Genomic DNA, 15,168 nt, shown 5'->3' with positions numbered 1-15,168 from the left:
TTGTTTGTTTTTGTTTTGGCTTTTGGTATTGGTTTTTTTTAAGCCACCATCATTGTCTCATCTGTTGTGCCTCGAGACAATCTAAACTAGTTTGATAATGCACAGCCTTATGGTACTAACCATATACGGCTACCTGAGACTTAGGTAAAAACTTACCCATTCATCATCGGATAGCTTTGTCGGGCTTTTAATTAAGAATAGTGTGTTGTCTTTAATAAACACTACAGATTGTATGCCCTGTTTTTCGGATATTCCGCTATATAGTTTTACGCTATCGACTTCAATAATATTAGTGGCCTGAAAGTCAGTTGCTACCTTAGCGAGGTCAAAATTATCTGGTACCTGTTGTTGGCTTACGTATATTTCAGATTGCTTGTCTAGGCTAACGATATACGTGTAAGTAGTTGCGGTATTCGGCGGATTTATCTTTCTTACGGTATAGTTGCTGGGGTCACCGTTAGGATAAAGTAGTTGAAACTCAAGATCACTTGAGTCTACTTTTGGTATATCTTCTTGACTAGATTGATCGCCTAGTACTGTAGTTGTCGTCTTTGATACTTCTTGCGCAATATTGTTTGTTCCGCGCGTATTTGCAAAGATAACTATGGCCAGTAGTGTCGCAACCACTGTGGCTTTTTGTTTATTTGGTTTTAAGATGTTTTTTGTACGCGCAGCGGTTTGTTTAAGACGTTTTTGTCGAATCTGTTTAGCTTTTTGCTTTTTTTGAGCATCTTCCGCTAGCTCTTTGTTTTTTACGTTATTGCGACTGCGCCATATTTCACCAATATCTCGATTAGTAGCCTGTACGCCTTGAAGCCGTTTAAGCAGCGCGTTACCTACGTCTTTTCTCTTCCCGCCATCCATATAGAATATATTATACGATTTATGTGCCCTTTTAGCATTATATATTGATTCCGAGTGGGCTTGTGGAGAGATTATATGTCTGAGATACTTAACCTACATCATGAGACGGCTAAACAAGCTATCATTTACCATAACCCTCTTACTCATAGTTTCGATCATTGGCAATATTATACTATTCAATGCAGTCAACAGCTCTAACGATATTCAAGACAGCTCCAGCTCCCAAAGTTATCGGTTGCTCGCAAAGCGCCTATTCTTAGATAATCCGAATGATAAACGTATAAATTTTAGCAGCCTTAGGTCAAGCTTTAGACAATATTTTTCCGACAATAGTCTGTCGGGCTCGTTATATTTCGAATACCTGCCTACAGGTACATCTGTAAGGGTAAATCCTGACGTCAAGTATCGTGCCGCATCCTTAATAAAGCTTCCTGTAGCTATGGAACTTTATAAGGCCAAAGAATTGGGTAAAGTAAATCTTAGTGACACAATCAAACTCAAGCAAGAGTGGCTAAACGATGGCTATGGCGAACTTTACAAAAAAGGTGCCGGCTACATGTTAAGTTTGGGTGAAGCGGTTGAAATACTCTTAACAGACTCAGACAATACCGCGCTCCGTGCGATCCTCGACACAACAACCCCGATTTTAGAAGACCAAGATCGAGCCCTTGGTGCACTCGATATCGAGCTTAGTATGGCAAATGACGGTTCGATTGATATCGGAACGAGATCGTATAGTTCGTTCTTGAAATGTCTATACTTTGCCTGCTACAACAGTAAAGGAGATTCTCAAGCAATCTTAGAGCTACTTACTAAAACTAGCTTTGACAATCGAATCGTTGCTGGGGTGGATGATAAAAGCATTGAAATCGCACATAAGATTGGCGTTTTTAACATGCAAGTCCAAAGTGACTGTGGCATAGTCTATTTAGAGAATAACAACTATGTAATCTGTATTATGCTCGAGGGTAACGACGACGACACCACTAACTCCCATATCGCGAATCTCTCTAAGCTAGCCTACGAATATTTAGCAAAATAGTACTACAAAACACTTAGGGGGCTGGCAACGGGCAATCAGCGTCTTCGTTCTGCCGACAAGGTGTGTCGAGAGGCTGAAGTTCACCGCCCGTAAATGTCTTGCCGTGCCGTAAACGTTTTGACGGATCTGAGGTGAAGAATAATGATAGGTCTGATATTGTTGGACCACGATTAACATCTTCTGGATAGCCGAAAGTCTTAGAGGCATCTATACTAACGTAGAAGAAATAGTACCTAGCGCATTCAATATCATTACCACTCCCATCTTTTGGCACATATGGTGCAACATCACCAAGTGTAACTTCACCATAATCGGTTATCTGGCCCCAATCGGTCATATCGGCTGTACCGCAATCTGTGGCTACACCATCGGTATCGTTCATAGTCTTATAGCTAACTCGCCACCTAGCGCCAATCGAGTTATCTAGTCCATTCATTAGCCAAGAATTCGGGAATACGTCGGTATCGGTATCAATTAACCTTGAATAGGCAGCCACTTGGGGTTGCGAGTTTACAGACGACAAGAAATGACGATTAGGGGTAATCGAATATGTGTTACCGGCTGAGACTGTTTTACTAGTATCGACTGTCAAGGAAGTGGTACTATTTACGCTAATAATTTTTGCCGTGGTTGCATCGTGGTATGTTATCGTCGAGCCAATGTAGTTGTCTGTCCAGTTAGTACCGCTACCAGTTACTGTGGTGCCAGATTGAGACATTGTCCCAGTAGTATAGGCCGTCCCAAGTGGCGATGTACAGCCACCGCCCATAGTGTATATTTTGCCGTTATAATAAGCTGCTGCAACCCCATATCTTCCACCGTCATAACGTGTGTTAGTTTCGTACCACTCGCCTACGCCCGTTGGGTTATTACCAGTTGCAATTGTGGTATTGGCGCTTATTGGAGCAATCAGTACTTTTGGCTTACAGGTTGAGGTTGCCGATCGTCCACCGACTAGATATACGTAGCCATTCGCAGATAGCGCTTTAGAATTTCTGAGCGAGCCAGATAGACTTTTGGTATAGGACCATGAACCCACCGAACCATCATCAATAGTATAGATAGAGCCAGCACTGACCGTCCTACTAATATCTACCGTCATCGATGTTGTGCTAGAAACTGTCACAATTGTAGCTGTATAACCATCGCCGTAAAGTAGCTGACTACCTTCCATTGCTGTCGTCCAAGATGTACCACTACCTGTGACTGTGGTGGTGCCAGACTGACTTATCGTGCCTGTCTTATAGCCTATAGACGCAAATTGAACGTCTGAAAGATAGTTTGTGCCGTCGTAGCCACCAAATATATATAGATTATTGGCATATGAAGTAACGGCTAAGCCAGACCTAGCCACATTGAAGGCAGTGCTTGACGACCAAGAGCTAGTTATATCACCGCCAGTGCTAAGTTTTGGGCTCACATACACAGTTGATGCTGAAGTAGCGCTCCCATCTAACCCACCAACCACATACATTCTGTCATTCCATACAGTCGATCCAAATTTGGTTCTTGCTGCAGGCAAGCCATTTGTGGCCGCAGTCCCATTCCAGGTTGGATTACCCGAAGAGATAGACGAGGTGTAATAGACCGTTGACTGTTCATTGGTAGCAGTGTCATCCTGACCGCCAATGTAATATAGTGTTCCACCCACTTCTTCTAAGCTTCCCCAAGCTCTATCGGCCGGCAAGCTTCCACCTGCCGACCATGTACCAACACTACCATCGGCAGCATTAATCGCTGCATACTGAACACTGCTCGTGGCATCTGTGCAATCGGTAGCGCTAATGCATCCACCAGCTACATATAGATATCCGTTATAGACCACCGAACTTGCGCCCCATCTGTCTGTATCGGTAGTAAATGTTTGATCTGATTGAGTTGTGAAGTCTGCTATAGAGCCACTATCGTTATTATAAAGCTGGAAGGTCTGTACTGATGGCTCAAAACTAGAACAGCTACTAGGAGCGGCACCCACATCACAACCTCCTATAACATAGGCATAGGCATTTGAAACAGCAACTGTTAATCCCCACCTCTGATTTATGGTGATACTTGATGTAATAAACTCATCAATACTACCATCACTGACATTCATTTTTGACCACTCAATGAATGGGATAATCCCGCCGACGCCCCCACCACTTGCATCATATCCACCTAGGGAATATATGTGACCATTGTAGCCAAAAGCCCAGCCACGACGCCTACCTACCGACAGCTTATACGATGACTCTATCCAGTCACTACCACTCACAGCAACTATATTATTGCTGTTGTCGATTTTTGCATACAGAACATCATCTTTATCAGCCTCGGACTGGCTGTAGCCACCGATCAAGAAAATATAATTAGCGTATAGGGTCCCAGAGTGAATTCCTAGTCCATCACCACTACTACCATAGCCAGGAGTTGAGTCAATCTGTAACTGACCACTAGTAGAACAACCAGAAACTGCTCCTGATGTAGTAATATTGCACTTGTAAACTTCTTGTCGGTAGTCGCTCGAACCACATCCAGCACCAGTTGAAATTGTGCCACAACCACCCAAGATATATAGGTTACCAGGATTGGTGCCTGCAGATGATGGGTTTGCTCGAGCAAAAGAGTACGTATAGGCTACGTCTGTAGCACCAACCGTAGTCGTATCGACAGATGACCAAGCCCCAGATAAACTTCCGTCGGAATTGGTCGAATTATAGTAAATGTTGGTTGATATACCATTACCGGTCAAACCTCCAACTATATAAATTCGGTTATTAAAAGTTGTCACGCCAGCCGCAGCTACACCGTCTGTTTGGTTGTTACCAGTATTGTTTATCTTATTGGTTGAATCTACGCACCAAGCACCATAACTGGTACCACTGCAAGATGTAGGTTTTGTTAGCCCTCCATCTGAGGCTATGGCTACATACGAGGTGTTGCCAGTTGCATCATAATCATCACTCGCCGGAGTTGTGCCGTTACAGTCATAATCTACGCACCCTCCAATAACATACAGATACCCATTTAAGATAACCGACATTGCCAACAACTGTCCGCCTTCTCCAGCATCATCCCCTGGTGGAGGCAAATCACAGTCAAATGGAGATCCACCCGTACAATCACCGCTGCCTGAGGGCTCAGAAATACTAACCGTTGAAACTTCTCCCGCCGGGTTAACGATACCAAAATCAACATCTGCTAAAGAAGCGATGCACTCTCCGGTGCTGCTGTCTTGCTCTGTACAGCCACCGATTCGATAGAGTCCACCTTGCCAACCTACTAGATTATAGCCAAACCTTGCTGTACTAATACCCATATCATGCCAGCCATCTAAACTGCCGTCAGAATTGATACTAATTACCTGCATATCCTCTGCAAAAGCCGTGCAGTAACCGCTACCGTTAACGGTTGTACAACCACCAGATATGTATATATATGCTCCCCATATATAGCTAAAATTACCTCCGAAAGTAGATCTAGCAGTACTAAAACTATCCCCAGTTTGCCATGTGTTCATTGAGCCGTCGCTATCGAGGCGACTATAGTATACCGAGCTGCGTAAGTTAGAAGACGATGTAGTCACTCCCTCAAATCCACCCAACACATACATGACATCATTGTAGATTTCTACACCCATCATATGGGTACCAGCACCACTAGGTAAGGCTTGCATGCCAGAGGTGCTCCAAGCACTTAATGTCCCGTTCGGTAATATATCTGCCACTTCGACCGTCGTGATACCACCAGGACTAGAGTCTGTGTCTCCTCCCAAAATATACATCCTGTCTCGATACGCAACCGCTGACATGTAGCTGCGCGCTGTCCCGCTACTCAAGCCGCTGTCGCTATACCAATATAGCCAGTTATCTGGGTTTTTATCAGTTGGGTGCCATAATTGCGGCTCGCCGTTTGCTCCAAGTTTTGCAATATATATTGTAGACACTCGATTGCCTCCGGAATCTAAACCACCGATAACATAAAGATAACCGTTGTACGCAACCATAGCGTGTGCTTTACGTCCAGCTGGTAAATCGTACGTCGGATCAGTACACCAACCATCACAGACTCCAGTGCCTGGATTTGGGCTAGTAATCTGTGATGTTGCCGGATCGAACTGCGCCCAGTTTAATGATGCTCTAGTAGAAGGTGTTGGTGTTGAGCTAGGAACTGCGTTAATTGCTATTGAACTAGCTCCATATGTATCTTGTACGGAAGTATCACCCATGGTTGCGGTACCTGTAGATACTCCGGATGCAGGCGAAGCATCTAATGATGCTGTCATGTATGCACAGTCTTGCGTACCAGTCGGGCCACCAGAAGCAATTTTTGTGTGACCTGAAGGTACCCATCCCGTTGCACTAGGTTCATCGTTATCTGCACCTACAGCTCTTATGATAAGTGTGTTGTCAGTGTCAGGTGTGACTGCTGGAAAAACTGGTGTAGGGCTTGCTGAGTTGCTATGACCAACACCGGGTGTTCCACTGATTGGGTCAGAACTATCAAAATTTGTAATTCTCATTATTACACCGCCCCATTTTTCGCTATTTCCAGAAAAAGTATAAGACGCTGCTTCATTACCGCCGCCAGCGTCAGTCCCTATTTTGTAGTACGCCGCATGGCCGTTTCTATTTGCATATTTTGTCCATCCACTTGGTGTACTTATAGTATTGCCACTGTTACTTCCACCAGTGCCATCACCACTATCGCCGTCATAGCACATTACAGCGATGTAAAGATCACCAGCAGGACGTGTAGTCGGCATATCCATCGTAAAACTCGTTGAATTTGAGTTTTGGAGGGTCTCAATCGAGTCTTCAACTTGGGGTCTAGATGGTGAGCCACTCGGATTAATTGCAATCGTGCTGGCACCGTATGTATCTAACAGTGATGAACTTACTAGGTCGGTAGTGCCTGTAGATACACCGTTGGTTGGCGGAGTATCTAAAGAGGCCGCAGCAAAACCGCAGTCGTTTGTATCTGTCGGTGTCGAACTGTTGCTATTGCCTGAGGCGATAATAGTATACCCATAAGGTAGCCAGCTGGTGTCGTCCGGGATATCGTCATCAACACCCGTAGAACTAATCACTAACGTGGCGCTTGCATCTGGGGTTGTAGCCGGCAATGTTGGCACAGCGTCACTAGCACTACTTCCAGTTCCGGGCGTGCCACTTACCGGGTCGGACGCGTTAAAGCCAGTCACCCGCATTATCACACCGTACCACTCCTCACTACTGCCCGTCCAGGTGTAACTCGACGCCTCGCTCCCACCACCCGCATCTGTCCCAACTTTATAGTATGCAGCATGCTCCCTGGTATCAGCGTATTCAGTCCAACCACCACCACTCGGTGGGGTAATAGCACCAGTTCCATCATGGCACATCAGCGCAATATATAAATCACCTTCGGGACGGGTGTCAGGCATATTCATTACAAAAGAGGTACTGTTGGAAGATTGTGCCGATGCTTCTTGGTCGACAATAGATGGTTTTGTGTATAAGCCTGTCTCGCCTCCAGTCCGATAAACATAGCCACCAGCCGCTGTGGTTCCTTGACCCCAAGTACCCTCGGTCATGTCTAAGTTGCCAGACCACGCATCGATCCGCGCACCAGTAGTCTGACTTTTTTGAATCAATTCATTATCAACATCAAAATCGATATTTGTCTCGTTGTTGCCACGCATTAACTTGGCCGCTGTTTCGACGTATATACTTGGGTCAATACTTAGCGGATAGACCATCGCATCCATGCTGGTAGCGTTAACTGTCAGTTGATTACCCTCTAACTTATAGCGTACATTACTATAGACGGGCCTGAGACCAGATTGTTTGATAAATGGCGCAGGAATAGTGAATAATAATTTTGTCTTGTTCGAATTCTGTCGAGCTTTTGCCAATAAAGTAGAGTCGCTCTCGCTACTAGCACTAACATCTCCAAGTAAAGCCGTATTATTTGATCCATATATGCCAATCGAGCCATCTGACTCCAATCTAGCTTCGACACCTTCTGGTAGACTAAGCTCGTAATCGAAGTTTACTTCTTGACTGCTAAATTTCTCGAAAACTATATCTTCCTTATAGCCAGATGCAGCCAACGAAATTACCTTAATGGCGTCTTTGCCGATTATCGGGTAGTAGAGACGATTGCTAACCTTCTTTGGTGTTGCCAATTTAAACTTTGGCACAATCTTCACCTTCACACCATATTTAGGATCCTTAATCTCCGTCCCTAGCTCTGGATTAGCTGGAAAATTAGCCGTGATTTTTGGGCCCGACACCTGACCGGCGACATCGGTATAAGCTGATTTGTAGTCTTTATTGTATTCGTAGGAGTCCGAGTTGTTGTCGTATACGAGCTTATCGCCATATTGTTCAACTTGCGTGTTAAGTAGCGCCTCTGCCTTCGGCGAAAGTTTATATTCAATCTGCTTTATTAAGCCTCCAAAACTCTGATTAAAGACTTCAAATAAAATTAATAAAGCCATAAAAATATACAGTAGTCTTCGGAAAACTTTATGGGTATTGAGGAATACAGCAATTCTTCTAAGAGTCTTCGGGGGTTGAATAAGTATCGACCCTTTTGTACTGACCGAGATAAATTTGTGTTTTTTGGCTTGGCTTGGCTCGCTATTTTGCCCAATACTAAACTGATTACCTTTAGGAGACTGGTTTTTTTTGTTTTTTCTCTCTAGAAAAACCGAACCCATATTTTTCATAGATTTGTAGACTTTTATACCTCTTAAGCTTAGCTTAAATTATAGCACGATTACGGTCTCAACAAACTCTTATCTACCAGTTGTTGTAAAGCTTAGGGTCGAGACATAGGCATTCGCATTGCTATTGGCTTTGAGATTTATCTTAAAGATTATAAAATCTCCGGCAGAACTACTGGTGAAGCTACAGCCTGTTGCCTCATTTCCATTTATGCCATATGTATGCCAGGTGTCCGCTGATCCGCCACCACCAGTTATTACATCGGTCTCACTTGTGCCGCACTGAGTTACTGCACTACCTGTACTCTTAAACATTTCGTATGTTACCGATGCATTTGATGTACTATCTACTCGAGCAGTGAGTTGAACAGTATCATCACTCGCAAAACCATTAAATGTCGCTGGTAGCTGATAAGTCACATAGATAGAGTAAGTTTGTTGTGTCGCCTGTGGACTAGTCCATCGATAGTAGTTTTTGGCTTCACCTGTGTCACACAAAGTATCGTTTACTGATAGAGCTGTGTCGTTCGAACAGAAGTCTGCTGTCATTGTTCCGACACCCGATCCATTGAGGACAGCGCCAGAATACTCTGGGTTAAGGTTTACTATGTTATCCGGCGCAGCACCACAAGCACCCCAGCCATCAGCTTCGTAACACTGAATCCTACCGGTTACGGTGTCGTAATACATCGATCCCAAGTAGGCGTCGTTGTTATCTGCAATCGGTGCGCCAGCTGATCGGTCTAGAGTGAATAGGGTTGTTGGACCACCCTTTTGACCACCACCGACCTGGACATTAGATGAATTATTGGTGTTCAACGTAATCGACAACGCGTCTACATAGAATGTCCTCGCAGCAGCTGAGCCTTGATATATAACTAAGTCTGGATCACTGATTCCTGAGCTTGGAGTTGAGAATACGCAAGTTATCTTTGTCCAGCCGCTAGTTGACACGCTCTGGGTGTTGTAATCTGCACAAAGTTGAGCTGCGCTTGGCAAGCTACTTCCACCTGCAGGCAGGAAGCCTACTTTAATATCGCTGAAAGAGGTTGAACTCTTGGCGTAGAATGTTACAAGATACTGTGTGCTAACTGAAGGTGCGATGGCCATATTGTTGCGAACACCCTCACCTTCCGCACTGCCAGCTGTTGTCGTAACTGCAACAGAACCACTTGTGTCGTAGATATTGGTAGTATCTCTTGCCACACCTGAAGTTCCTGCACCACCATCTGCGTCATATGCTTGCCAATTTGTGCCGAGAGCGCTATCTACACTTCCGTCTACTGCGTGGTTGGCATCCGCGCTAACGGTTACCGAGAAGTTATCTACATAGAAGTCATGTTCAACGGCATCGCTATGTCGGATTATTATTGCATTTGACGAGCTTACTGATGTTGGTGTGAAGGTACAGTCAATTCTTGTCCACTGATTATATGTAACTGTGTCACCAGTACTACATGCAGTTGATGCCGTCGTACCGTCTGATGAGAAATATGTATCTAAAGTTGTGAATGTTGAGGTGCTAGATGTGTGACGTACTGTATAAGAAACTTTATACTTAAGATTTGCTGTTAGAGTTGTGTTGAGTACGTTCTTGACACCAGTATTAGCTGTTGAGGTTGTATCTACGAACACTGACGCCACACCAGTAGCAATGTTATTGCCTGTTGTTGTATATCTGGATATTGATGGACCCGTACCGTGAGCTACCCAATCAGAGCTAAATGTCGATGATGTCTCGGCACCACCGTTTGATGCATACTCTGTGGCATTGTTGTTTACACTAAACAAGTTAGAACCAATTGATGTTTGAATCTCTAATAACCCACCCGTAATAGGAGTCGAGGCATCGTTTCTGATTGTTAAACCACCCGTACCCGTTGATGACAATACTATTTCTGCACCACCTGCCGTTGCTGCGGTATTGTCATATGCAGCCTGCAAGTCTGTCGAACTAGATGCACCTGCAGCCGTCCAACCTGTACCGTTCCAAATAAGTGTTGCAGTGCTGTTTGCTTTCATATTTATATCTACTGATGTCCCAGCCAATGAAAGCACGAAGTCTTGTGAGCCATTCACAGCTGCAACATAAAGCACACGTCCAACAACTTGCCCGCCGGCAGCAGGTGCTGGGATTGTTACCGTGACTCCGGCAACAGTGGCGTTAACTGCTATTGTGCTATAGCTGTCTACACCGGTTACACTGCCATTTGCGGCGAAGGATTGGGTAGATCCTGAAGAAACGAACTGAGTTGGCGCTACCTTGAGCAAATAATTTGTAGTGTCGGCTGTTAGTAAGGCTCCACCGCCTGCTCCGCTTGATTGTAGAATTCTAAATGCAGTTGTTGAATCGGTTTCGTTCTGGAACGTAGCTGCCCCACCGTTAGCAATAGTTAGTACGGCCGTCGCATTATCTTGGGCTACAAATATTGCATCGGTTGATGAAGAATTGCTGACAGTCAACCTAGCAGCGCTTGTAGTCGAAGTTCCGACCGCGATTCGGTCATTTTGCAAATCACCATAGATACTATCACCGATGTTGAGTTGGTAATCACCTGTTGCCGATACGGCATCAATCTCGTTACCGATAAGGATGTTGTAACTACCTGTGGTTAAGTTATCTCCTGCTTTGTAGCCTAAGAAAAGGTTTTCTGCTCCTGTTGTAGTAGAGCCAGCTTCAAAGCCAAGGGCAGTATTGTAGTTGCCAGTACTGTTTATTAATGCTGAGCCACCAACTGCAGTGTTCTGTGTGCCACTGACGTTTGTGTTTAATGCTTGCTGACCTATTGCTATATTTGAAGCACCATCATCGTTAGAACTTAGAGCATTAGAACCGACAGCTACGTTATAGTATCCAGCTACATTGTTTAGGAGTGCATTACTACCTACGCCAGTGTTCTGACCACCTGAGCCGTCATCAATGTAACCGGCTCGATAGCCTAGGAAGACACTATATTCATCTGGGGCGCGGATGCTATATATTTCTGCACCGGCAGATGTTTGAGCTTGGAATAAAGGAGTTGTGGCGGTTTGGGAAGCGTTTGCTTTAACTACCAGCTGAATTTGATCAGCTGCTGTACCATTTACTGTCAGTTGACCTGCGATGTTTGTATTGCCACTTCCCAAGAATGTGAAGTCAGGGTTAGTGGTTGCGTTTCCGAACTGAATCTCTTCAGAACCATTGGTGGTATTAATGTTTATGTAGTTGTTGGTGCCTTCTTGTAGATCAAAAGCATCAGTTATATTGTCAGTCAACGAAGATGACAATATTGAACCGGTACAAGTAGCTAGCTGATTTGAGGAATTCCTACATAGATAGTTAGAAGTATCTGCTGATCCTAATGTTGCAACCGTAATACTACCATCTACTGTGAGGTTAGCTGCTCCTGCTCCTGAGTTTATTAGGGCAAGAGTAGTGTTTGCTCCATCTACTAGGTCTAGGCTGGTAGTACCAGCTGCAGTTCTTTGTAGGGTAGCTGAGTTAAGTAGGATGCTTGAACCAGATAGAGTTAATACAGCTCCTGAGTTACCTATTCCAGTGGTAGCTGTACCAGTAGTGTTAATAGTAGTAGTACCTAATACTGTAGTAGTAGAAGCTGAGTTACCAATAGCTACAGTACCAGTTGATGTACCTGTGTTGATGTTGGTGTTGTTGTTGCTTGAAGCATTAAGGTTTACTGTGCCACCGGTTACTGTTAGGCCAGCACTGCCTGTTAGTAAACCGCTGAAAGTTCCAGCACCAGTTACATCCAATGCGACAGTAGGGGCAGAAGTAGAACCGACTCGTAAGTTACCAGCGAATACATTATCGTCGGCTGAGTTGTTGTAAATCGAGAAACTACCTGATGGAGCTGTTGTGGTACCTATTAATAGGTTAGTGTTGTTATTGTTAGCAGCCTCACCTATGGCAACACCTACATTGGTTGTAGTAGATGAAGTTTGTGCTGCTACACGAATTCCATAAGTGTTAGCAACGGACGCTGAGCCTTGATTTGCTATATCTACTCCTAAACTATTTGTTACCGATACTGTACTAAGGGTAGGAGCTTCAACATTTAACCCTTTAACGTTTGTTGCGTTAATGGCTGACCCGGAGCCTTGTAAAGTATTCGAAGCATTGATAGCTATAGAATTGGTAGTAATAATACCACTTCCTGTACTGAACGTACTTGCATCAACACCATATAAATACGTAGTGTCATAGCCAGCAGTGTGTTGAGCACGAGCATAAACACCGGTAAATGTACCGCTTGTGTCGTTTGCAGATGTGTTTGTTATATTAAAGTATCCAGCATAATTTGTATTGGTGGATAATGCTGTGTAGTCTATTGTTGGTGTCGATACAATTCCTGCGTAGTTGTTAGATGGGTTGGCATTTGAACTTGTTACGACTAATTGTCCTGCTGTTGTAGTAGTTGTGCCTAAACTTACTCTACCATTAGTTGTGTCAACATTGAAAACGGAACCAGATGATGAGTTCTGTACTTGGAATGCAGTAGTTGAATTAGTTGAGTTCTTGAACGTAGTAGCTCCACCGTCAGCAATAGTTACCTGCGTGTTACCGCCAGTTTCAAATAGTAAGCTATATGCATCATTAGTGCCCAGTACTGCATTTGCTGTGAAGCTATTGCCGTTCTGCACAAAGGCATTAGCACTTGTTAGGAAGGTAGAGTTACAGGTAGCTAGTTGGTTGGATGTATTTCTACATATTACTGCATCAGAGTCTGCAGAACCTAGTGTAGCTACAGTAATACTACCGTCTACTGTAAGGTTAGCTACACCTGCTCCGGAGTTTAGGAGTGCTAGAGTAGTGTCTGATCCATCTACTAGATCTAGGCTGGTGGTACCAGTAGCTGTTCTTTGTAGGGTAGCTGAGTTAAGTAGGATACTTGAGCCGGCTAAAGTTAATACAGCGCCGGAGTTACCGATACTTACCGAGCTGGCGTTAACTCCACCGAGTGTAATACCACCATTAGCGGTTGCACCAACCCCAGTGTCTACAATAATGTCACCTGTGGTACCGCTAGTAGTCGAATCACCTGTCGAGATGTTTACATCTGCGCTATCGGCACTATCGACATCGGTACTCTTGACGTTTTCAGCTGTGCCCGCAGCAAATGCGTATGGCACGGATGTTATCTGCAACCTTGGACTCATTTCACCATCCCAGCTTGGGGAGCCACCGTTACCACCAATGTTGATGCTGAGGTAGAGTTGCTGACTCCAGTCGATGCCAGAACCAAAGGCAGTGACACTACCGAGGTTGGCTGTCAGATAGCCATTCTGGACAGCGATCACGTTAGCTCCAGTTCGAGTTTCCAGCCACAGACAGTCGTCAGTGCTACTGTCGAGTGAACAGACACCCTGAGCTGAGGCTCCAGAGGCTAGAGAGTCGTAGATCTTAAACTCTACGTGGTAGTTACCATCAGGGATTAGAGCCCCAGTGTTAGATTGAAGTCTAGCCTGGAAGTTTAGTTGGCTACTGGGGGCGGCTTGGGCAGAGCCAACATTTAGGATTGTCGGTACAGCCACCAAGGCTGCAATTCCAACCCAAACTAGGCTCAACCCAAGGGCGCGGAGGGCTGAGCCTAGACTAGGCAGGACTTTTACACGCACAAACAAGCTCAGTCCAAGGGCGCGGAGGGCTGAGCCTAGTTTGTGCTGGTCGCAATGTTTATAAATGCTTAATAGGGCTCTGCGAGTAAGCCCTATTAAACGTATATAAACGTTTTTGTTTTGGTGTGTTTGATAATTTGTTTTTTTCATGTGTTGCTTTTTTTATTAGCAACACAAGTGATTAGACATCTGCGAGATAAATCTAATCCTTGCGCCCTGTACCTCTGTTATACACGGTTGTGCTTAACAGATTAACAAAATTGTATCAAAAATGTGTTCACAATTTCTAGTCTATTTTTAGTTTATTACTGGTACTTATCCACAGTGCTTAAGCTAATAATTGGCTAGTTGCGAGTGCATGTGCTCGGCCTCGTCGTGATTCATTGATCCATAACTATCTAAATATTTTTCGTAAGTACCCCATTCGTACATTTTGTATATTTTAGCCGGCCGAACCCAATCACTTTTGGCCGACCCTATATAGTATTGCAGACTTGAGTATGGCCACGTTTTGTAATCGTCGACCAATCGATGAACGTGCCTGGTAATGTTTGGCAAGCTTGTGTGGTCGTCGACAAAACGTGCTTTGTAGCGTGTTTCAAAAATCGTCCCAGAGTGGTTGTATTTGTGATTGAAATACATTGTGTAGGCCGTACATACCCGGCGCATAAGCTCACTAATGGCTCTTGGCTCGTTTCCAACATATACCAGCAAACTAAAGCTTTTTGGCTCTAAGCCGTACGCGAGTAGCTCGATTTGGTTGTGATAACTTACAGGCACTCGGCCATATTCGTCTTGCTTGGGGTGCTTTTCTAAATGCTTTTTTAGCAGTCTCAAGAAATGTATGTAATCTTGATCGGACTTAAATATTTTTGCCGATCCAGTGCCCTTGTTGAATATATGGTAGTAGCCGTTTGGTAAAAAATTTTTAATAGTGTTTTTTGCTGGCATGCTT

General features: G+C 44.4%; 5 protein-coding genes. 1 reads left to right on the top strand and 4 read right to left on the bottom strand.

Annotated elements, in window-relative coordinates; translation table 11 throughout:
- Window positions 1-129: 129 nt before the first annotated feature.
- Window positions 130-864 carry a hypothetical protein gene (locus H6798_02130; GenBank protein MCB9821310.1) on the bottom strand — a complete coding sequence of 245 codons (735 nt, stop codon included), beginning with the start codon at window positions 862-864 and terminating at the stop codon, window positions 130-132.
- 100 nt (window positions 865-964) lie between these two features.
- Here H6798_02130 and H6798_02125 point away from each other — a divergent pair, with 100 nt between their 5' ends.
- Window positions 965-1,906, top strand: a complete 942-nt coding sequence (locus tag H6798_02125) for a serine hydrolase (protein MCB9821309.1) — start codon at window positions 965-967, stop codon at window positions 1,904-1,906.
- 13 nt (window positions 1,907-1,919) lie between these two features.
- On the opposite strand, the gene H6798_02120 is transcribed toward H6798_02125, so the two are convergent.
- From H6798_02120 to H6798_02110, 3 genes are all read right to left on the bottom strand, one after another.
- Complete coding sequence (locus H6798_02120; GenBank protein MCB9821308.1) at window positions 1,920-8,369, bottom strand: hypothetical protein; 6,450 nt, start codon at window positions 8,367-8,369, stop codon at window positions 1,920-1,922.
- Window positions 8,370-8,669: 300 nt separating this feature from the next.
- A complete protein-coding gene (locus tag H6798_02115) occupies window positions 8,670-14,363 on the bottom strand; it encodes a hypothetical protein (protein ID MCB9821307.1) in 5,694 nt (1,897 codons plus the stop codon).
- 183 nt (window positions 14,364-14,546) lie between these two features.
- The gene (locus H6798_02110) at window positions 14,547-15,164 is read right to left on the bottom strand and encodes a hypothetical protein (GenBank protein ID MCB9821306.1); all 618 of its coding nucleotides are present in this window, start codon (window positions 15,162-15,164) and stop codon (window positions 14,547-14,549) included.
- Window positions 15,165-15,168: the final 4 nt, after the last annotated feature.

The sequence above is a fragment of the Candidatus Nomurabacteria bacterium genome (assembly GCA_020631905.1).
Taxonomy (GTDB): domain Bacteria; phylum Patescibacteriota; class Saccharimonadia; order Saccharimonadales; family VXPC01; genus JACKGQ01.
Note: the sequence above shows the minus strand (reverse complement) of the source record. Positions and strands in the feature narration are given on the sequence as shown.

Excerpts from the sequence above, each read along its gene's own strand:
- H6798_02130 (MCB9821310.1), bottom strand. The coding sequence starts at position 864 with ATGGATGGCGGGAAGAGAAAAGACGTAGGTAACGCGCTGCTTAAACGG.
- H6798_02125 (MCB9821309.1), top strand. The coding sequence starts at position 965 with ATGAGACGGCTAAACAAGCTATCATTTACCATAACCCTCTTACTCATA.
- H6798_02115 (MCB9821307.1), bottom strand. The coding sequence starts at position 14,363 with ATGAAAAAAACAAATTATCAAACACACCAAAACAAAAACGTTTATATA.
- H6798_02110 (MCB9821306.1), bottom strand. The coding sequence starts at position 15,164 with ATGCCAGCAAAAAACACTATTAAAAATTTTTTACCAAACGGCTACTAC.
- H6798_02120 (MCB9821308.1), bottom strand. The coding sequence starts at position 8,369 with ATGGCTTTATTAATTTTATTTGAAGTCTTTAATCAGAGTTTTGGAGGC.